Annotated in this window: 13 protein-coding genes; 8 read left to right on the top strand and 5 right to left on the bottom strand. The window is 61.1% G+C overall.

Annotated features, from left to right (window positions below; translation table 11 throughout):
• Nucleotides 1-234 precede the first annotated feature (234 nt).
• Nucleotides 235-600: a sulfate permease gene (locus JW030_RS07060; protein ID WP_183664411.1), complete on the bottom strand. Its 366-nt coding sequence runs from the start codon at nucleotides 598-600 to the stop codon at nucleotides 235-237.
• Nucleotides 601-994: 394 nt separating this feature from the next.
• Here JW030_RS07060 and JW030_RS07065 point away from each other — a divergent pair, with 394 nt between their 5' ends.
• Nucleotides 995-3934 carry a hypothetical protein gene (locus JW030_RS07065; RefSeq protein WP_183664409.1) on the top strand — a complete coding sequence of 980 codons (2940 nt, stop codon included), beginning with the start codon at nucleotides 995-997 and terminating at the stop codon, nucleotides 3932-3934.
• 155 nt (nucleotides 3935-4089) lie between these two features.
• Here the strand turns inward: JW030_RS07065 and mobF are convergent, their stop codons facing one another.
• A complete protein-coding gene (gene mobF, locus JW030_RS07070; RefSeq protein ID WP_183664407.1) occupies nucleotides 4090-7605 on the bottom strand; it encodes a MobF family relaxase in 3516 nt (1171 codons plus the stop codon).
• A gap of 347 nt (nucleotides 7606-7952) precedes the next feature.
• Between mobF and JW030_RS07075 the strand changes: the two genes are divergently transcribed.
• From JW030_RS07075 to JW030_RS07100, 6 genes are all read left to right on the top strand, one after another.
• Entirely contained in the window at nucleotides 7953-9608 is a 1656-nt protein-coding gene (locus JW030_RS07075) for an ABC-F family ATP-binding cassette domain-containing protein (RefSeq protein ID WP_183664403.1), read from the top strand.
• Nucleotides 9605-10873 (top strand): MFS transporter, encoded by a 1269-nt coding sequence (locus JW030_RS07080; RefSeq protein WP_183664401.1) that lies wholly within the window; start codon nucleotides 9605-9607, stop codon nucleotides 10871-10873. The genes JW030_RS07075 and JW030_RS07080 overlap by 4 nt, the downstream gene beginning before the upstream one ends.
• A 362-nt stretch (nucleotides 10874-11235) precedes the next feature.
• Nucleotides 11236-11574 (top strand): MFS transporter, encoded by a 339-nt coding sequence (locus tag JW030_RS07085; RefSeq protein ID WP_241095360.1) that lies wholly within the window; start codon nucleotides 11236-11238, stop codon nucleotides 11572-11574.
• A gap of 50 nt (nucleotides 11575-11624) precedes the next feature.
• Nucleotides 11625-12820 (top strand): IS3 family transposase gene (locus JW030_RS07090; RefSeq protein WP_188046806.1). Its coding sequence is split into 2 segments (ribosomal slippage): nucleotides 11625-11909 and nucleotides 11912-12820, totalling 1194 coding nucleotides; the frame shifts between segments, so codons are not numbered across the junction.
• A gap of 34 nt (nucleotides 12821-12854) precedes the next feature.
• Nucleotides 12855-14009: an MFS transporter gene (locus JW030_RS07095; protein WP_256434445.1), complete on the top strand. Its 1155-nt coding sequence runs from the start codon at nucleotides 12855-12857 to the stop codon at nucleotides 14007-14009.
• A gap of 262 nt (nucleotides 14010-14271) precedes the next feature.
• Nucleotides 14272-15180 (top strand): helix-turn-helix domain-containing protein, encoded by a 909-nt coding sequence (locus JW030_RS07100; protein ID WP_188046634.1) that lies wholly within the window; start codon nucleotides 14272-14274, stop codon nucleotides 15178-15180.
• Between the two features lie 90 nt (nucleotides 15181-15270).
• Here JW030_RS07100 and JW030_RS07105 read toward each other — a convergent pair whose 3' ends face one another.
• From JW030_RS07105 to JW030_RS07115, 3 genes are all read right to left on the bottom strand, one after another.
• Nucleotides 15271-16119, bottom strand: coding sequence for a hypothetical protein (locus tag JW030_RS07105; protein ID WP_183664397.1), 849 nt, complete (start codon nucleotides 16117-16119; stop codon nucleotides 15271-15273).
• A gap of 103 nt (nucleotides 16120-16222) precedes the next feature.
• Nucleotides 16223-17044, bottom strand: coding sequence for a hypothetical protein (locus JW030_RS07110; RefSeq protein ID WP_188046635.1), 822 nt, complete (start codon nucleotides 17042-17044; stop codon nucleotides 16223-16225).
• Complete coding sequence (locus tag JW030_RS07115) at nucleotides 17034-17951, bottom strand: hypothetical protein (RefSeq protein ID WP_206348526.1); 918 nt, start codon at nucleotides 17949-17951, stop codon at nucleotides 17034-17036. Before JW030_RS07115 ends, JW030_RS07110 begins: the two co-directional genes overlap by 11 nt.
• 403 nt (nucleotides 17952-18354) lie before the next feature.
• On the opposite strand from JW030_RS07115, the gene JW030_RS07120 reads away from it, so the two are divergent.
• Complete coding sequence (locus JW030_RS07120; protein WP_241095361.1) at nucleotides 18355-19431, top strand: site-specific DNA-methyltransferase; 1077 nt, start codon at nucleotides 18355-18357, stop codon at nucleotides 19429-19431.
• The last annotated feature ends 337 nt before the right edge of the window (nucleotides 19432-19768 follow it).

Raw genomic sequence — 19768 nt, forward strand, 5'->3', positions numbered from 1 at the left:
GCCTAGCGTGGCGACCGCAAACTCGATTGGGTTATTGTTCTCCGGCCTCGTAGACACCGCTTTCGGTGATACTTCCGCCCCGATCCAGGCCACGAGTACCTCATCGACGCTGGGCATCTCGACTTGGTCGTCCCTGACTCTGTGGAGCCTGCTGGCGAGGAGCCCTCTAAAAATCCGTTTGCACATCACAAACGCGTAGCGCCGGTCCGGCGGACTGGCGGACCGGCAGGCCAGTTAGTTGCTGACGGGTGCCACTTCCCATGCTGCCGCAGCTCGCTTACTGTGACTGCGGGCGCGTGCTTCTTGGAAGCGGACACGAGCCAGGAGGACGAGGCTGACTGGTCCCATGAGGAGCAACTTGAGGCCGTTCCACAGCAGCAGGAAGAACACCAAGTAGAGCCATTCGCTCCAGCCGTGATCGATGAGGGTGGTGCAGTAGGCGGCGGCGAAGAGGTAGATACCGCCGAGGAGCATCGCGGGGATACCCCATTTCAGGCCGCGTCGGGTGCGGATTTTGTCGAGGAGGATGTTTGTCGGCATCCACCGGCGCAGGAATCTACGGGTGCGGATGCTGGCGTTCCACAGTCGGGTCAGGAGCATGATCTGGGTCTCACTTTCGCACACGGAATATCAGGTGGCCGGCTGGTCCTGTGTGGGTGAGTGCCCGATCCTCTGGGCGGTCTGCGTTGCTGAACCTTTCAGTTCGTCTCGGCGTGTGGTTTGTCCTGCCTACCTCGATTCTACGCGAATAGCGGGGTTCCCGGTAGGGCTGGTCGACCGGGCAACCGGTGTCGAGCTTTGCGGTGTCGTACCTGTCTGCTGGTGGCACCCCCGGTCTGGGGTTGCTGCCGTCTCACAAGGAGGCAACCACCTGGTGTGGTGCAGAAAGAGGTATGGAATGCGATCTCAATCACCCCCGACGCTCCGAGGCCCGGGCGATCTGCCCGAGCGGCCACGAGCACGGTTTAGGCAGCGGCTACGACAGTTCGGGTCATTGCTCGCAGCGACCGCGGTGCTCGTCACCGGAGGCATCATCGCCGCCGGTCCCGCGTCGGCGGCATCACTCGGTCCTGGGTATGGCGATCTGAATACCACCGGCACGGTCGGTGCGTTTATCGCTGAGTCCGATGGCCGGCAGGTCTACTGCATGGATGCGGGAGCACCCGCGCCGTGGAATATGACGACGGGGCCGACTACAGTCACCGAACTGGTCAGTCACACCGGGCAGCAGCTTTCCTCGACGACGTTGGCGAAGCTGAACTATGTGCTCTCCAAATGGGGCGATTCCACGAACCCCGACATCACTGCGGCTGTGCAGATGTATGTGTGGGCAGAAGCTGACCCCGTCACGTACAACTCGCATGGGATGAGCGGTGATTCTTGGTATATCGGCCGCGTTCCTGTGGCAAACCGTGCCACGGTGCTTGGGAACCTCGCGACCATGCGCGCGGAAGCGAACGCGAATCATGCGGTGAACCCATCGGTTGATGTGGCGGTCACGATGGCCGATCAGTACAACGGCACCCTCACCGTCACTGTGTCACCGACCGTCTTGAATGGGAACGTGGTGCTCACGGATGCGACCTTCACCGACGGCACGACCTCGAAAGCGCTAACCACCGGCACGTACCCGATCGTCGGGAAGCCTACCCCTGGCGTTCCGGAGTATCGGGTGTCCGCGTCTGCGTCGTACAGTGCGGCTGGACTCGGGGCGCGGGTGAACTTGTATGAGACGCCCGGGCAACAGCGGCTGCTCGCGAACGGGACTCCGGCCGCGGTGACCGCTACCGCGCAGTCGCCGTGGATCGCACTGGATTTCCAGCCGGTCATCGGCACTCAGGTCGCCTCCAAATATGTCGCCGAGGGTGACAGCTTCGTCGATCTCCTCACCGTCTCCACGGTCGGTACCGGCCACTGGATCGTCATCGACGGGCACCCGGTGGAACTGACCGCAAACGGCACCCTCTATGGGCCGTTCGATGAGCAGCCGGTCGAAGCCGAGACCGCACCAGACGGCGCACCCGTGGTGGGCACCGAGACGCTGCTACTGAATCAGGGGCCGGGCGAATATGCATCGTCAGGGTCCTTGACTGCAGGTGAGTCAGGTTTCTACACCTGGGTGTGGGGCATCGACCAGGCTGCGCAGGGCGAGAACGGGAAGTACATTCGCGGGTCGTTCACCGACTGGTTTGGGCGGGTCGCCGAAACCCATGTGTCCCCGTTCCAACCTGAAGCCGTCTCACAGACCGATGCCAGGCTCGCGCTGCCTGGGGATGCGGTGACGGACACGATCACCGTGTCGTCGACCAACGGAGTCTGGCTGCGCATCGACGGGGAACCCATCCCCGTGATTTTCGACGGCATCGCGTATCAGGTGCCGGGAACCCTGCCGCCGCTTGAGCAGGCCGGAGTGCCCAGCGACGCAACACCGATCGGACACGTGCAGGTCACCGCGACCGGCCCAGGGACATACACGTCGCCTCCGGTGGCGCACCCGAATGCGGGATTTGTGACCTGGGTGTGGGAGATGCGCCTGGCCAGCCAGCCCGATGAGTACCGGGATTACATCGCGGAGGATTGGGCGGATAACTACGGTATTCCGCTGGAATCGACCAGTGTGCGGTGGCCGGTCAGTGTGACGTCGGAGGTGCGGGAGTACAACGTGCACCCGAACGGGCGCGCATTCGACACGATCCAAGTGGCCGGGTTTCCCGACAACCATGGCGACTTCACCGGTGACGGTTACTGGGGCGGCGACCTCGATCTCATCACCCACACCGTCTATGGCCCCTTCGCCACCGACACAGTGCTCACCGATGATCTGATCCTCGACGAGGCTCCGACGTTGACGGCACTGACGACTCCGGCACGAAACGGCATCTACAAGCTCGGCTACACGGACGCGGACCAGATCCGCCCCACGCAGCCTGGCTACTACGTGATCGTCTCGGACTTCGCAGGAGATGACCGGGTGCAGCCGTTCCGGTCCTCACCGGCGGACATCCTCGAACGCTTCTACGTACCCCAGCCTCCCGCACCAAGTGTGGAGGTATCGGTGACGACAAAGGCGACACCGGAAGCGTTCGTTAGCGAACCGATCAGCGACACTGCCATCGTTGCTGGGGATCTACCCGAAGGCGCGTACCTCGTGTTCCGCGCTTACGGCCCCTACCCGGAGCAACCCGCCATAGATGAGGAGCTGGAGCCGTTCTTCATCTCCGAGGAGATCCCCGTCGAGGGGCCTGGCGAGTACGAGTCCGGCACCACGACAGTGGATGCGGCAGGGCTGGTGTTCTGGGTCGAAACCCTGCACGGCCCGGACGGTGAGGTACTCGCGGAAGGGTTCATCGGTGCTCCTGGGGAAACCACCCTCGTTCACGAGCGTCCGACCGATCTCCGAGTGACCACGCGCGCGGTGCCCGAGGCGACACTCGGTGATCCGGCGCATGATGTCGCCATCGTGGAAGGGACCGTCCCGGAAGGCACGGTCCTCGCGTTCCAGGCCTACCTGCAAACCGGCAGTAAGGCAGAGTGTGAGGCGGACACTCTGGTGTTCGACACGCACGATCAGCTGATCACCGTCACTGGTCCCGGCGAATATACCTCTGCGGAGTTGGTGTTCGACCGGGCAGGGACGTACTTCTGGGTCGAGACGCTCTACAGCCCAGACGGTGAGCAGCTGCATCGCGGCGAGTGCGGTGCGGAGGGTGAGACCACGAAGGTGGTCGAGAAGCCCGTCACACCGCCCGGACCACCGTCGCTGGCCGTCACCGGGGCCGGATGGACCTGGGCCGGGATCATCACCGCATTGGTGCTTCTCGCGACCGGTGCAACGCTCTGGTTCGGCCGCCGTCTCGCCCTGTATCGGGAACGCACCGGATATGTCCGCGATGAAGATCTCGTAGCGGATCTCGACGACCTGACGAAGGGATAACTCGCACCCGAAAGGAGATACGGTGGGGCTGCGTCATTGGGTGACGTAGCCCCACCGTCGTCTGTTCACCTGCCGTTGCGGTGTGCGTGCCAGGCGACCGTGTAAACCACGGGACGCAGCTGGCGAAGGCGAGGTGACGAGGCGCGGCTTACGAGTCAGCCGAGGGTGCGTCCGTCCTGCTCGCGGATGATGGACGTACCAGCTGCCTGGTCGGAATTTCCTAGTCCGTAGATGCGTGCGCGGGTGCGTTCATAGTCGATGCGTTGCGCATCATCGACTGGGACTGCCCCGAGAGGACTGGCGGCGATGATGCCCCACCGGTCTCGATATGCGACCACCGCTTCGACCCCGCGCCCCCGCGCCACTGGGTCGGCGACGTCGAGAACGTCGACCCACGGCGCGGAGTGTTCGAGAACCTCTTGGGTGAGTGCATCGAGCCGGTTCTGCATGAGATGTTCCCGTTCTTCAAGGGCCTGCCGCATCACGGGGTCGGTGATGCCAGTGGCCCGTGGGACAAGGCCGACGATCAGCCCGGGAGCCTGCCGCGGTGCGGGCGGGTAGCTCGCGGTGACTTTCTGGATCCGATATCGGAGCAGGGAACCGAGATCATCCACGTCAGTGAGGTTGCCTGCGCGGACCACTCGTGGGAGGAGGGCTTCGATGTTGTGCCCGTCGGCCTCGAGGCGGCGCAGTTCGGTGGTAAGAATCCCGAACGAGTCTGTCTCGACCAGGTCATCAATGACCTCGGATTCCAGACCAGAGGTTTCAAGGAGGGTGACCCAGCGGGATTGTTGGGCTTCCCCAGCGATGGTTTCGTATTCGGCGGCGAGCTGCGCGAGTGAACCCCATGCCTCTTGCTCAGTCGTGATGGTGTCGTGCGCGGACTGTTCGGCACCGACATGTTGGAGGATGCCGTAGAGGATGCTCCGTGCGCTCATCTCCAGATCGTCTCGGTGCTGATGCTCCTCAAGGTGATGCTGATCGGTGGCGACGTAGACGCGGTTGGACTCCCGGCCACGGGTCATCGCGACGTAGAGCGATTCACGGGTTACCTCTGGTGAATGCACGATCGCGTGCGCGGTGTCGACGGTGGAGCCTTGAGCACGGTGGGCAGTGATCGCATACCCGAGCTCAACGTGCTCGGCGACATACGTGGCCGGGAGTGTGATCGTGGTCCGCCATTTCGAGTGCGCCCGCCTCACGGCGAGGGAGCCGTCGTTGCCCGCACGGACAACCTCCCACCGGTCGCCGTTCTTCACCCACCCCCTGCCGAGCGGCAAACGCCTGTCGTTTCGGCGAGTGATGATTAGATCACCACGAGAAGCTTCGTTCCCGTCATGCAACTTCACCCCTTCCAGCGCGACTTCGCCTGCGAGAATACGGTCGGTGCGGGCACGCGTATTCAACTCGGATACCGTGTCGAGGGTCTCCGCGATCAGCACCGACGTTTTCCCCGCAACTTGGTCAGCGAGCCAGGCTTGGTACGCGGCGTCGAGGATGTCCTCATAGGTTCCCGGGGTGACGCGGTCACGCTCGAGGTAGGTGTCGATGACATCAGTGTTTCCGAGACGCAGCTGGAGGGAGGCGTGCTTCTCCCAGTCGTTGCGGAAGCGGCGCACATCCAACAGCTCCGGCGCATCGCCACGATCCCGGACGAGCATCCCGAATGCCCCACCCGCGTCGACCGCGGCCAGCTGAGCCCAATCACCCACCAGCAGTACCTTCGCGCCCACGTCGGCGGCGTGGGCGGTGAGCGTGTCCAACGCGAGGGTCCCCGCGAGGGAGGCTTCATCGATGATCACCAGCTGACCAGTGGTGAGGTTCCAGGTGCCGCGGCGGTGCTCGTGCAACCATTTTGCGGTGTTCTCGGTACTGATGCCGAGGTCCTGGGCGAGTACATCCGCTGCGGCCGCGGACGGAGCCAAGCCGACCACCGACCCGGCACCGTGGTCCTTCTCCCACGCCCTGCGGAGAGCACTCATAGTGGTCGTTTTCCCGGTTCCTGCTGGGCCTACGAGGACGTCGAGCACCCGGCCAGAGACCCCGATCTTCGCAATCGCGCGTTCCTGATCCGCAGACAACACAGGGCCACTACCGCTCTTTGAACGTGCTGCCTGCTCTATCAGGGATAGTGAAACGGTAGGCGCGGAGCGCGTATTCGAGGCGGCGAGGAGCCGGTACTCAGCGGCCAGGACCTGCTCGGAGGAGTACACCGTCGAGGCTTTCGGATGGAACACGCTCGTGCCGTCGCCTCGCTGAAAAACGGGCGGGCTCGACGCAAGCTCTGGCGGCGTCAACCGCAATGATGCTTGCTCGGCCGCATCCACAATGAGCCCGGTGATAGCGTCCCGGTCCGCAGTTGAGGCGTACCGCAGCCCCATCGTCTGCCGCACGGCCTCGGCATGCAGATTCCAGCGCTTCCACGTCGCCCGACGATCACCCACCCGCTCCACCACAGCTTCAGCGACCAGACGGAGGTCATCCAGCGGAATATCGTCGGCCCGTAGCAACGGTTCTCGTACGCTGCCTGCAACCAATGCGGATGCCCACGTCGGCGCGTCCTCGCCCAAAACTCGGGTGGCCCGGTCACGCCAATCCTGGGTCAGCGCACGCAGCGAGTGCGTTTCCTTCGGCGGCCTCGTAGCGAGAGTGGCTTGCTGTCGGAACTGCCACAACAACTTTGCCGACGGCTGACGGCCATGCTTGGCGAGGTATTCCGCGACCAGCCGGTCCTTGACGAGTTCGATGTCTCGGGTGCGGGATGAGAACTCATCCATCAGGTTCTGTGGGACCCCAGCGATCTCCCACGCCGTCGACCTGCCCGCGCCACGCTCACGCGCCTCCCATTCAACGCCAAGTAGTACAGCGAGGTGATCGGTAAGGACGGCGTTGTAGTGCTCCGATAATCCAGTTATCGCCCCGTGAAGAGCTCGAGAGTCCAGTGTGCGCCACTTCCCGTCCCGCACCGTCTGGACACGGTTCGCGACCACTACATGCGTGTGCAGTTGTGGATCGGAGGCGCGGGAATCGTAGTGATCGTAGGCGGTAGCGATCACTCCACGAATCTCGGCCTGTGCGACCGCACCCCGCGGCCCGGCCGCACCAACGCGAGTCGCTGCGACCTCTCGTTCGAGCAGCCCGAGCACGTCTTGGATTGCTGCGTGGTGAGCGCGGGCGATGAGGGTCTGTGTTCCTCCGTCGGCGACTGCCCACAATGTTGAAACTGATTTGGGAACGGAGAAGGTGAGATCGAACCCGGCAACCGGAGCACCTGTCGGCTTCGCCGCTTCCTCAGCCTCGATCAGCACCATTTGAGCTGCGACTTCGTCTGGAGAGAGATTCACCGTAAGGCGATTGAGACGACGCTCGACACGCTCCGTTGCAGTGGCGAACTTCCGGTAGGGACGTCCAAGCTGTTCACCGGTGTTCGGGTCCTGACCGAACCCCATCAACCGACGCAACTGAGTCTCATGCACTTCGCTGCCTGGTTGGACTCCGCCAGGTAGGCCTCCGATGCCGGATCCGATCCATTTGCCCGGTGGTGTTCCGGATTCGAGGTAATACCTCGTTAGGGACGAAGCAGCATCGCGATCACCGTCACCGGTTACGACGGAGTTCAGTAGGTACCGGTACCCAGCACCGGCCGCCATAACTCTGATTGACACCGTCACACACGGAAGGTATGCCGACACATCGACGAGTTCCAGCTGATATTGGTTCGTTCACCTGCGGCCAAAGTGTTTTTTGAATCGCCCACGTATGCAGGAATTGGGTTGTGTCACGTTGATCAAGCCTTGTGGCGACGAAGCACGACGGACGCCCCAACTGGAAGCACGCGATATCGTACGGTACGCTTGACCTTATGCATTTATATTTCCTGTGACGGCTAAGTAGGCCCACCGCGCTCGTTGAGTAGCTCCGAGTAGGCGGCGGCCACTTTTTCTGACCCTTCGGGGTCGCCGTCATTTGCGTGCCCGTTTGCTTTCAAGCTCGTGGTGCGTCGTTTCGAAGGATTCGAATGCTTACCCATACCTATGTACATCCGGCGCGCCATCGCGCGCAACTCACCCTCGCTGATGTGTCTCTCATGCGTGGAGCCACACCTGTCCTCAATCACGTCGATCTCACCGTTACGGCCCAATCACGTATCGCAATTGTTGGCGAAAACGGACGTGGAAAGTCGACTCTCCTTTATGTGCTCGCTGGTGTGCTTTCACCCGATAGCGGAAGTGTCCAGCGCACAGGCACTCTTGGCCTCGCAGAACAGGAAATGACCGCCACTGACAGTCGGACGGTGGGGCAAGCCGTTGCGGAGGCGATGGCAGTGCCTCGCGCTGCCGTCTTGGCGCTTGATGCCGCCGCTAGTGCTCTTGCCGATGACAGAGAAGGAGCTGCAGAGGAATATGCGGCTGCGTTGGAGTTTGCCGGAGCGATCCAGGCTTGGGACGCCGAACGCCGCGTGCAGATCGCCCTCGAAGCGCTCGACGCAGAAACAGACATGACCAGACTGCTTGCTGACCTCTCTGTGGGGCAACGGTATCGGGTGAGGTTGGCGTGTCTCCTTGGCAGTGAGGACGACTTCCTGTTGCTCGACGAGCCCACCAACCATCTCGACCGAAGTGGACTGGAATTCTTGACCGCGCAGCTCCGAGCACGCAGTGGTGGCGTGATTATCGTCAGCCACGATCGAGCCTTGCTGTCTGACATCGCTGAGACCATCATCGATCTCGACCCAGCACCCGATAATCGTCCACGCATCTACGGCAGCGGGTATGCCGGCTATCAGGAGGGGCGTCTGAGCGAAAGAGAACGTTGGGAACAGGATTACGAGCGTCAGCAGGCGGAGCATACACGGCTGCAAGAAAGTCTCAGCGCCGCGCAAAACAGACTCATCTCTGGGTGGCGACCTGAGAAGGGAACCAACAAGCACGGCCGAGCCACGCGAGCAGGTGGACACGTTCAGAACGTGCATCGTCGACGGGAAGCGCTCGAAGCACACCCGGTGACAGTGCCTGAGCCACCGCAGCTGTTCCGATTCCCCGACCTTCCAACTCGAACCGGAGCTGCTCTCCTTAGCGTCGATAACGTTAGTGTGGCCGGTCGGTTGGCAACGTCGGTGTCGTTTACGCTGTCGCACCGTGGCCGACTCGTTGTCACTGGCCCGAACGGGGCAGGAAAATCGACGCTGCTTCGTGTGGTCAGCGGCGAGCTTGTGCAGGACACGGGAACCATTCAGAGGCCGGGCAGCACCCGCATAGGGTTTCTGCATCAAGAATCCGCACTACCTTTGGACCGGCGGGCGAGCGAAGTCTATGCCGCGCATATCGGTGCACTCGTCTCTGCAGGAGTGCTGTTGCAATCGGAAGTGGTCAGCCTCTCGCAGCTTGGCCTCTTGCGGCCCCGCGAAACCGGCAAGCGTGTGGGCGAACTGTCGATGGGTCAACAGCGCCGTCTCGACCTCGCGCTCGTGCTCTCGAAACGCCCTCATCTGCTGCTCCTGGACGAACCCACCAACCACCTCTCCTTCACTCTTGTCGACGAACTCACCATTGCGCTCGGGGCAACTCAAGCCGCTGTTGTGTTGTCAAGTCATGACCGGCAACTCCTACGCGATGTCGCCAGCTGGCCACAACTTCAGCTGACCGCCAGGGCCGAAGGCGACGTGCTGGCATGATCGCAAAGAATCCTATTCGTATACGCGCCCTTCGCCCGTTGGCTTCCCGGGACTATCGTCTGTTGTTCGGCGCAGTTGGAATTCAGGTCTTCGGCACCGGTATGTGGACGATCGTTATGGTTTTTCAAGTGCTTGCACTTGACGACAGTCCGCTTGCGCTCTCGGCAGTGGCAACAGGGATGAGTCTTGGTCTGTTTGCCTTCGCGATCTTGGGGGGCGTGGTCGCCGACAGGTTCTCCAAGCGGCACATCATTATCATCGTGCAGGGGTGCACCGCCGCTGTGATGACGGCGGCGGCAGTTTTGTCGTTCAGCGGGGCTATCGAGTTGTGGCATGTCGGCGCTGCATCTTTTGCGATGGGTGCTGGGAGCGCATTCTTCTATCCGGCCTACAGTGCATATTTGCCCCAGGTGCTTCCGCCAGAAGAACTACTTGCCGCGAATGGGCTCGAAGGTGCTCTTCGTCCGTCGATGGGGCAGGGTCTCGGGCCTGCACTGGGAGGAATGGTCGTCGGTCTGTTCTTCCCTGCCGTCGGGGCAGCCGTTGTCGCGGCATCGTATGTGGTCGCTTTCGTCATCACTTTGTTCCTGAGTCGACGTCAGGAAGTGACCAAGCCCGTGCTACCGGTGGAACGTCCCAGCGTCTGGGGAGACCTCCGGGCGGGAGTGAAGTATGTGATGGACACGCGCTGGCTCCTCTGGACGCTGATCTTCGGGTGCTCGCTCGCACTCATCATTCAAGGCCCCATCGAAGTACTCCTACCTTTCCTCACCCGTGCGCGGTTCGAGGACGCCGAAGCCACTTTCGGTTTCCTTCTAGCCGCATACGGCATCGGCGGGGCGATCGGCTCGTTGGTGGTCTCGTCTCTGAGACTCCCTCGTCGCTATCTAACATTCATGATCGTATGTTGGGGCGGTGGCACACTTCCGCTCGTGGTGATCGGCATTGCCGATAATTTGATTCTGATGCTGACAGCGTTGTTCATTGTGGGAGCGCTTACTGGAGCGGGCGTAGTCATCTGGGGAACGCTATTACAACGATTGGTGCCGCTCGACATGATCGGCCGAGTCGCCAGTCTCGACTTCTTCGTGTCAATCGCGTTCATGCCCATCTCGATCGCCATCGCAGGGCCACTTTCACTGCTAGTACCTATCCCGGTGATCTTCGTGATCGCGGGGACCATCCCACCATCCTTGGCTCTAATCGCGATGCTGGCTGGACGCATGCGTGAAAGCGAGAAGAAGTACCTCCTGGACGTTCCTTAGACGACATGATTTCAAAGTCGGCGCAGGCCGTCTTTTTCGAACCACCATCGACTCGAAACAAGACGGCCTGCACTGCCATCACATTGAACGCACGAATTTTATGAGGTTGTTCTTCGTGCACGCAGAATCGAATGTGCTGATGAGTGGGGCCGGTGGTGTGCAACACGTGGACGTTGTAGACTCCGCTACTTTCAGCTCCAACGCTTGCGCGGCTACGCAGCACCGAGATTTGCTGTGACAGAAGGTCAGACAGCCGGTATGGTGGCTGGTATGTCAAGTCCTTCAGGTGCGACTGCTGTCGCAGTAACGAAGACGCTCCGCTAGCGGCGGAGCGTTCCTTCTTTTAACGTTTCCGACGCTTCGTGATCTACCCGGAGCGGCGTTTTGTGCTGCCCGGGGTTCATTCTCGAACAACGGAGCCTTTAGTGTCTTTTCATACTTTTTCTTCGCGCCGAAGTGACTCATCGGTGCGCGCTTGGCTGACCTTGGTCTGCCTTGCGATGCTGCAGTTTTTTATCGCTATCGATGTGACTGTTGTTAATGTCGCATTGCCCTCGATCGGAGCGGAGTTCGGCGCTAGCGAGCGTCAGCTCACCTGGGTCGTGGTCGCGTACACAATCGCTGGTGGTGGCCTTCTGATGCTCGGCGGTCGTCTTGGTGACATGTTTGGGCGGCGGCGCATGGGTCTGCTGCACGGTTAGGTGACATCTGAGTTGGCTTGCCCGGGAGGGCGGCCTGGAAGGATGTCATTGTGCCTAAGCCTTATCCCAGTGAGTTCCGTGACGGTGTTGTGAAAGTCGCTCGAGGTCGCGAACCCGGAGTGACGATTGAGCAGATCGCGAAAGACTTCGGGGTCCATCCGATGACGCTGCAGAAATGGTTGCAACGCGCTGCGGTCGATGACGGCTCTAAGCCGGGCCAGGCCCGCGGCGAGGCGGTGGAGCTGCGCGAAGCGCGCAAGAGGATCCGCCTCCTTGAGCAGGAGAACGAGGTCCTCCGGCGGGCTGCGGCATATCTGTCGCAGGCGAATCTGCCGGGAAAAGGCTCTACCCGCTCGTGAAGGAGCTCGCCGAGGACAGGATCCCTGTCGCGGTGACGTGCCGGGTCCTCAAGCTTGCTCGCCAGCCTTACTACCGGTGGCTGCTCGACCCGATCGCCGGTAGTGAGGTGGTCGAGGCATATCGTGCGAACGCGCTGTTCGATGCCCACCACGACGATCCCGAGTTCGGTCACCGGCTGCTCGCGGACGAGGCCCGCGACGTCGGGGAGGCAATGGCTGACCGGACAGCGTGGCGCATCTGCCGTGACAACGCGTGGTGGAGCGTGTTCGGGAAGAAACGGGGCAGGAACGGCAAGAAGCCCGGCCCGGCCGTCCACGACGATCTCTGCACGGTCACCGACGAGAATGGTCGTGTCCGGCACGAGTTCACCGCCGAGAAGCCGAACCAACTCTGGCTGACCGATATCACCGAGCACAGGACCACCACGGACGGCAAGCTCTACCTCTGCGCGATCAAAGACGTGTTCTCGAACAAGATCGTCGGGTACTCGATCGACTCCAGAATGAAGTCCAGTCTGGCCGTCAACGCTCTGGAGAATGCCATCGCGATGCGCGGTGACGTCGCCGGCTGTGTGGTTCACAGCGATCGTGGATCGCAATTTCGCAGCCAGAAGTTCCTGCGGGCTCTGACCCGCAATCGCCTCGTCGGGTCGATGGGCAGAGTCGCCTCATGCGGTGACAACGCTGCCATGGAATCGTTCTTCAGTCTGCTCCAAAAGAACGTCCTCAACCGCCGTTCCTGGGCCACCCGCGAGGAGCTGCGCATAGCGATCGTGATCTGGATCGAACGAACCTACCACCGCCGCCGACGCCAACCCCGACTCGGCCGTTTGACCCCGATCGATTTCGAGGCCATCATGAACACGCCAGCCGCACTGGCTGCGTGACTAGAAACTGTCACCTAACCGTGCAGCAGACCCCATCCTCCTTGCTGGGACTGCAATTTTCGGTGCAGCCTCACTGCTCGCGGGAACAGCATGGTCATTTCCTATCCTTGTTGCGGCGAGACTTCTTCAAGGCGTTGGCGAAGCGCTCGCTCTGCCCGCGGCAATGGCCATTATTGTCATGCTGTTCCCCGAGGGGACTCCGCGTTCACGCGCGCTGGGCGTATGGGCTGCTGTCGCCAGCTGTGGCTTGGTGCTCGGGTTCGTACTTTCCGGAATCATCACAGAGTTCTTGGGATGGCGATCGATCTTCTTGGTAGCTATTCCATTTGTCGCCATTGTTCTCGTCGCTACAAGTTTCCTCGTTCCGCCCGGACGCTCACTTGAACGCGTTCCGCTCGACCTGCGCGGTGCGGTCTTGCTCACGGTTACACCCCTCCTTTTTGTTTTCGGCATCGTCGAAGCGGGGTCAAGCCGCTATCCGATGATCTGGATCCTCGCGATTCTGGCGTCGTTCATATGCGGCACACTTTTCGTCGTGTTCGAACGAAAAGCCGCGAACCCTATGGTTCCGATTAGCTTCTTCCGACACCGTGCGAGAACACTGGCAAACGCGTCAACTGCGCTGTTGAGCGCTGCATTGTCGACATCATTCTTGCTCTTCACGTTCTACCTTCAGGATCGTCTGGGCCTGAGCCCGCTCGCCACAGGGCTCATGCTCGTCCCATTGGCTGTGTCACTGGTAGTTGCGGTGACATACGTGCCGCGCTTGCTTGGCCGTTGGGGTGCTCGCGTGTGCATCCTTGCTGGCCTTGTATTCACAGCACTGGCCATGGCATCAATTGCCCTAGTCGTCCATTTGCACGCACCGGCACCCGCAATGATCCCTGCCATGATCCTGATCGCAGCAGGCATGGGCTTCGGTCTCGTCGGGCTTCAATATGTCTCTGTTACTGGTGTCACTGAACAGGATGCAGGCATCGCTTCCGGAGTGCAAAGAGCTGCTGACCAGCTAGGCGGTTCAACCGGGATAGCAATCTATCTCGGGATCGGGTTTGCGCCAGCATTTTCTGGGAATACTCCGTACTTTGTCGCCAGCATCTTGGCGATCATCGGACTCGTTGCCGCGGGCCTCCTAGCCTCCCGAATCCGGATAGCTGTATCAAGCGACGCAGAAGTGACCGCGTCATGACACAGATCATCCACGCAAAATGGAGAATCGTGCGGATACTTCCGAACTTCGACTGACCACCTAGCTATGTCGAACATGACGACTGAGAAGTTCTGCTTTGAACCACTCGTGGCTCAAAGCAGAACGCTTCATTGTGCCGTGCCGCGTCCGAGTATCGGGCACGCTGCTTCTCCATGCTCAGGCGCGATGTGCGGTGCTGCCTACTGGAAGGTCCATCAGCCGACCAATCAGCTGAAGGTCGTCTTCACCGAAGCGAGGGTCAATGACAATCGTTTCTGAGGGGATCATGCCCGATCCGGGCATGATCCCACTGGCGGTGCGTGAACAGACTGCGTATGTCGATTCGGGGCCAGTGGTGGTGGACTCCGTGAAGGTTGTGTTCACGATCTCGGGATGGGCGCGAGTGTCCTCACCCTTGGGAGAGGTGCTATTAGAATCGGGGAGCATTCTTACGATTCCGGCAGGTATCGAATGTCGAGGATTCCCTGACGGACATGCACGAACGGTGACGTTCTATTTCCATCCTGAGTATCTGGTCGATCAAATGCGATGGCTATCGGCTACGCATCCCCTTGTGCACAATCTGCACCGCGCGCTTAAATGCGAACCACAACTCCAGCAGTTGCAACTGGCCGCCTCAGCGATGCGTGACCTTGCCCCAACGCTTGGACGCTTGGCGCGCCTGGGTAATAGTGACGGCGGGGATTTCGCACTGCTGTCGATGGCAACGAGTGTGTTCCATGCGGTGGGGCATCTGAACGGTATCCCATCGGATTTCAGCGAGGTGTCGATGGCTACGGGGGTAACCCCGCGTCGGGAGGTGACGCTGGCTATCGCACTGATGCGTGCCGATCTGGGGCGTCCATGGCGGATTGACGTGTTGGCCCGCGAGGTCGCGTTGTCAGGCTCGCAACTGGCCCGACTATTTCGTGCCCAGGTTGGGATATCACCGGCGGCATATCTTCGTCAGCTGAGAACAGACCAAATGGCCGAGCTTCTTGCCACCACGAGACTCGGTGTGGGAGAGATCGCTTCAGCCGTCGGGTGGAGCGACCCTGCTGATGCATCGCGAGCCTTCAAGCAAAGATACGGGGTGGCCCCTCGCGCCTATGCGCGCTTCAAGCACAACGAAAGTCACGAACTATATTCGATACCCGCGCGGCTCCCTTGAACTACGCGCAACCTTGAGCCTCAGTCAAGAAACGTCTGCGTCACCGTGGCAGACCCGCAACTCCCGACGCCCTCCGTGGTCGGCCAACAGTCAAGTGCGGTCGTGGGATACGCGCCGGAGATCGTACAGCCGAAATGCTTCGCTCAGCGTCATGGCTGCCGCTGCCAAGGCCGGGCCAACGTCGCTATCAAGATCGCCGCGGAGCCGCACGACCGAACCGCCCCCAGCATCGCGTACCGTCTCGTTACGGTCGACTCGCATAATGCCGAAGTGGTACTGCGCGTGAGCCGCCGCGCTGCCTGATCGCCAGACGGATTGCGTGGCACCGATGAGGAGATCATCGTCGACGCCGTGCATATGCTCAGCCACCCAGTCGATCGCCTTGGTCTGATTGAACCTGATCTTTGTGACATCTTCCGTCATGCTGAGTGACTTCGCCACCGACTGCAGGCTGGCCTGCCGCTCACGCAGCTGGTCCAAGAGGTCGGCGCGAGCTTCCTGGGGTTTACCGTCCGGGATCTTCATATCGCGAAAAGATGTCACCTGAACGCGAAGATCATCGGCACGGAGCTTGAGCGCACGCTCGCGACGCTCTTGCCGCGCTGACGGTGCGAGCATCCACACCGCGTTCACGGCCGCGACAAACGCAGTTCGCGCGACGGTCATATAGGCGGTCGGATACATCGTGCTCGTTGCCCGCATGGCGTCGATTGCGAAATCTAGGTGCTCGGAAGAGATGCACATCGAGTACCAGATGGGGTTCTCGACACTTAGCCCCTCCATGGAGTCGGCCGCGAGCGAGCTTCCATGCTCAGGCGACGTCGGGTTCTCGGCGCGTTTCCGCCAGGCGTCGACGGCCAACGAGATTCGATCTAGCCGACGTAGCCACTCGTTGTCCTCGGCAAGTTGAGGGTTTGTCCTGGACCGCCGCTTCGTCATGGTCGTAACCTATCCGTCTCGCGTTCCCAGGGCTTCGCGAACCGACATTTTAGCGCGCGGGTCATTGACGAATGGAGTGAATGTGCCATTGTAAGAGTCGTTTCTATCTGATGGATGCGGACTGTTCGATCCGCTCGGCTGCGTCACTGCACACTCGGTTAACTGTCTGAGCGAACTGGAGCATCGTTGCATGGAGCAAAGGTGTCGGTGTGCCAGGGATCGGTGTGGTCGCGAGGTGTCGCAACATCATGAAAGAGAAGTGGCTCAGGTCGCTCAGAAACTTCCAAGTAGCAAACTCCACGCTGTTATCGCCGTAGTGGACCTTTACCGGCGCGCTGGTAGTCAGCTTCCTCGTCGACTCGGAAACGTCGAGCCCCAACTCGCCCGCGAGGCGTTCGAAGTGTGTCCGTGTTGCTGTCCTCTCAGCAGTGATGTGCGCCGAAAGTGCCTCACCCATCTCCACAGGCACAGCGCCGACGGTAGGTGCAGCAGTAGCCAGAAGCAGGTGGTTCTCTGTGAAATAGAGCGAGTCGGTGAATAGCGCACGGAACGCTCGGGTGAGGCGTTCCTTGCGATCCTCGGGAGCCTGAAGCCAAGCGATCGTCGTCGCATCCTCGATGGCAGCGCGCATCAGCGGGTACAGCACCGTCGCGTCCAGGTGGAAACGCCCTGGTTCAGTCTTGAAGATATCCCGATGTAGTGCACGCAGCATCCGTGCAGCGTTCCTCGCTCGCTCCTGGACATACCTCGATACGGCGAGCGAGTCCTCGCCGACGGTTGCGCCGGCATTATCTCGGTGTAGTCGTGAACCGTCAGGGAACCCTGCATCCGCAAGCTTCTCGAAGCACTCGGCACGTTCCGTCCAACGGTCGCACGCCTGCCAGAGCTTTGCGACAGTCTCCTCTGGGTCCATTTCAACCTGCATTGTCCACTCCCGGGCTACGTCGCGTCTGATCCGTGGTGAGCCGAGGTCCCGGACCTGCGCCCCGTTTTCCGGGAATCGCGGGAGTGAGGAACCCTTCGCGGCGTGCAGAGGCGATCCAGTCTCTGACGGTCGCCTCTGGACGATCGAAGCGTGCTGCGAGACGTTTGAGGAGACCGACTCCAGCAGGTGCTTCTTCGAGATATGCGTGTGCAATCTCGGTGAGGGTGCTGTCCGGAAGTGGCGGGCGTCCTCGTTTGGTCTGCTTGGCGGCACGCGCGCCTGACTCGAGGGCGTTGACTTCTTCGGAAGTAAGTTCGTCGGGTCCACGATCCCGTCCCATGAGAACCTGGAGGCCATCGGTGCGCCATGCCTCGTGGGCCAGGGATTGCTGCGCCATTGCGACGATTCTTCCAAGTGGGATCCGTCGCAAGACATCGCTGGTGATGAGCTGCTCAGGTTCGCTGCGTTCTTTCTGCTGGTCGTTGCCATCCTCGCCGACGAAGTCGCCCCAGTCATCAAAGTATCCCCAAGAGGTTCGGAAGAGTTCTAGCTCAGCAATCTCCAGCCCCCGGCCGCGATTGATCAGAATGCCATAAACAGTGACGGGTAAGTCTCGACTGTTGTAGATGAAGTCAGAGACGTATCCTTTGCCGCGCGCACGTTCCTTGATGTAAAGCTCGAGGCGCTCGGTTTGCCAAGTCGATTCGTCATCGGGATCGAGTGCATCATTTCGATCCCAACCGGGGTCGAACATTGCGCCTTTGTAGAGGTCATTTAGCTGGCGCATGCGACTGCGGTCGTAAGACAGGTCTCGGACCTGCGGATGGTCGGAGCGGATGCGCAATTCGTCTTCGGGAACGTTGGGATCCACGTAGTCGTCGGATGTGAACTCAGGTTTCGGTGCCATGTCAATCAGCATATGACAGCAGGTTCGCATACAAGATGGTAAAATCTACCGACTTGTGCCGCAGGGATACTCGGCAGGTTTCCGGCCCAACATTTTAAGCTGTCAGCATTGGGAGGATGTGGCCGGACCACCTCCGCCAATTTCGCCAGGTAGCGAATGGTGGTGGCCGGGTCGGCGATTTCACGTTGATTGCCGATCGTGTGTGGGAGATCTGAGGCACTGGGAATCAGCGAAACTCGATCGGCTCGTCGGATGGCACGAAGCGGTGAAATCGGCGCTCTCGGCTCGAGGCGACACGTGGCTTGTGTCGCCTCGTCGTTCTGCGGTTGGCCCCGTACCTGCTGGGTGAGCCTGTCATGCCGACACAGCGGCGGACATGCCCCGAACAGCAGGGAGCTCCACCATGCCCGACCCCACGCCGCCACCGGCTATGCCCGCCGGGCACTTACCCGCACCCAGCTACGCCGACGACCAGGTCACGCTCTACGAGGGCGATACCGTCCAGCTCCTCCCGCTCCTCACGGCGGCGAGTATCGATGCCCTGGTCACCGACCCGCCCTACGGGCTCAGCTTCAACGGGCACTCCTGGGACGACGCCAGTGGGTTCCGCGACTCCCTCTCTCACCTCGATACCAGCGCAATGACTGGGCCAGAGATATTCGAGGCCTGGTGCACCGCTTGGGCGCACGGCGCATTGCACGCGCTGAAGCCGGGCGCACACATTGCAGTGTTCGGTGGTGCACGCACATGGCACAGGATGGTGCGCGGCATCGAGGACGCCGGGTTTGAGATCCGGGATCAGATTGCCTGGCTGCACACCACTGGGATGCCGAAGTCGATGGACCTTTCGCACGCACTCGACAAACACCACGGTGCGCACCGTCCCGACCGTACGGTGCAGACCACCGAGCATGATGGTGTGCTCGGTGCGACGCGCACGGTGCTCTCGAAGGGCACACCCGTGACGGAAGACGCACAGCTCTGGGAGGGGTGGGGCACGGCGTTGCGTCCGGCGTTCGAGCCGATCATCATCGCCCGCAAGCCACCCGAGCAGAACACAGTCCGGAACGTGCTCGCGCATGGTGTCGGCGGGATCAACATTGACGGAGCCCGGTTTGCCGATGACCGGTGGCCGACGAATGTCGCTTTCGATGCGTCCCAGGCGGACTCTTTAGATGTGTTGACGGGGACGTGGCAGGGCGAGTCGCTGTCACGGAAATTCCCCATCTTCCGTTTTGAACACAAGCCTTCACAGGCCGAACGTCCCCGCGCGTTCGGGGTGTCGCATTCGACAGTGAAACCGCTCGGACTCATGCGCTGGCTGATCACCCTGCTCACCCCGCCGGGCGGCACCGTGTTGGAACCGTTCGCCGGATCCGGGACCACCATCGAGGCCGCAGTCAGCGCTGGGTTTCGAGTGGTGGCGGTGGAGAAGGATCCGGCATACTTGCCGTTGATTCAATCTCGGTTGGGCCGCTGAACATCAATTCGGCCACATCGGTCCTCGCCAGATCACTGGAGGGCGGCAAACCCGATTCTTGCAGCTAGCTACGCGGAGACGGACGGATTGCTCACGAGACGACCGCGGTCATGGCGGACTCTCCGGCATTCTCGTCAGTCCGGTGATGTCCAGGGACGTTGTTCTGCCCCCGCGCGCAATGACCCCGTGCCTATTCAAGAAGTATCTGTCCAGACCGCTCGCCATTGAAGGCGTGTAGAGTTTGGGGTATGTCGAGTCCCGAATCAGACAGGTCAGGGGTTGTCGGTCACGCCGCCAGCCCCTTGAACCACTAGTTACAACGCCCACGATCTCTGTG

It is taken from the genome of Leucobacter sp. CX169 (genome assembly GCF_017161405.1).
Taxonomy (GTDB): domain Bacteria; phylum Actinomycetota; class Actinomycetes; order Actinomycetales; family Microbacteriaceae; genus Cx-87.